General features: G+C 46.5%; 1 protein-coding gene. It reads left to right on the top strand.

The window, feature by feature from the left end; translation table 11 throughout:
- Window positions 1-822 (top strand): TolC family protein (locus R7Z50_RS26315; RefSeq protein WP_318149589.1); only part of this gene is annotated, 822 nt, incomplete at both ends.

Below are 822 nucleotides of genomic sequence, written 5' to 3'. Positions count from 1 at the left end.
AACCATTACTGAGCGCGATATTTTCTCTTCTTCTATCCGTGCGATTTGGCCTATCTTTACTGGTGGCCGAATCTCAGCTGCGCAATCTGCCGCGGCGGGTAAAACCGATGAAGCGAAAAGTCAGTTAGCCATGGAGCAACAGGCTCGCTTTGAAGACCTTTCTAAATACTACTTCTCAGTTGTACTTGCCAAAGAAGTGCTCGCTACGCGCCAAGCTGTAGAACAAGGTTTGAAAAAGCACCGAGATTTTGCCATCAAGCTGGAAGAGCAAGGACAGATCGCTCGCGTTGAACGCCTACAAGCTGAAGCCTCATTAGACAAAGCCAAAGTAGAAACACGCAAAGCCGCCAGTGACTTGAGTATTGCACAAGCTGCTCTTGGAAAACTTCTCGCGCAAGAGGATTCTGTTGAACCAGCAGAAACCTTGTTCATTAACGATAACCTGCCACCACTGAGTGCATTTATCGATCAGACCTTGCTCACCTACCCTGGGCTCGACATTTTGGATGCCAAGCACAAACAGGCATCGAGCTTAATTAAGGCAGAGAAAGGCAAATACTACCCAGAAGTTTACTTATATGGCGATTACAGCCTGTATGAAGACGATTCGTTGGCCAGCCAAATGAAACCGGATTGGCTCGTAGGGGTTGGCGTTAACATTCCATTGATTGAATCCACAGGTCGAAGCGAAAAAGTTAAAGCAGCACAAAGCGTTGTATCTCAAGTTGATGCTCTTAAATCTCAAGCCAAACGAGACTTGTCTTTACTTGTGCAGAAAACGTATCTAGAAGCGCAGCAAGCGATTGATGAAGTGCAAGGCTT

This window comes from Vibrio sp. 1249-1 (assembly GCF_033340495.1).
The sequence above is the reverse complement of the archived record's forward strand: the minus strand, read 5'-3'. Positions and strand labels throughout refer to the sequence as shown.